Origin of the sequence: Acinetobacter lactucae, assembly GCF_013344765.1 — a bacterium.
Classification (GTDB): Bacteria; Pseudomonadota; Gammaproteobacteria; order Pseudomonadales; family Moraxellaceae; genus Acinetobacter; species Acinetobacter lactucae_A.
On sequence record NZ_JABVBF010000378.1, the window covers coordinates 1 to 759 of the forward strand.

Genomic DNA, 759 nt, shown 5'->3' on the forward strand with positions numbered 1-759 from the left:
GGTCTGTATATTTTGGTTTAGTAAAGTCGAAAAAAACGTCTAATTTTGAACCAAAATGACTTTCAGACGCAGCGTGATACATAAGAAGAATCATTAGATATAAGAAGAAGAATATCACGCTTTATTTTTATGCAGCTCTTTCAAAGTCGATTAACTTTTCTACTCGAGTCCAGTAATCATTAATTTTTATTGAACCATGTTCAACTTGTGCTTGAATGGTCATACCTTCCAAGATATTAACTAATAACAAAGATAGCGGAACTGGTTCTTTAACATCATACTGGTTAAGAAGGTCTTGCATAAGTTGAGTCAACCAAGCTTTATACAAAGTGGCGGGTTGATGTGTTGAAGGATATTGTTTTAAAACCTCTTCTAGAGCCTTTTGAAACATGCAACCATTAAAATCTTCGCTATTAAACCAGTCGGAATACCATAAAAATACTGCTTTAATTCTTGCAAGAGGGTCTAACTCATCATGCTTTGATAAGGCAGAAGTAAGAGAATTTTGTAGCAGCGTATTTCGTAAAAGTAGACACTCTTCAATTAATTTTTCTTTTGAGGGAAAATGCTTATAAAAAGTCATTTTTGCAACGCCAGATTCATTAATGATGCGATCTACACCTATAGAATTATAGCTATACGAGTTAAAAAGTCTTAATGCGGTGTTAATAATGTCATCTTTTTTCGACATATTTTAGCCTCTCACAAATGAATTGCTATTAGCTTGAAGGGTGATCTTTATCAATGAGAATCTAGATG

The 759-nt window shown here is 33.2% G+C and carries 1 protein-coding gene; it reads right to left on the reverse strand.

The genetic code is table 11. The features are described from left to right. Positions 1–127: 127 nt before the first annotated feature. A complete protein-coding gene (locus tag HUN22_RS17435) occupies positions 128–691 on the reverse strand; it encodes a TetR/AcrR family transcriptional regulator (RefSeq protein WP_174732010.1) in 564 nt (187 codons plus the stop codon). Positions 692–759: the final 68 nt, after the last annotated feature.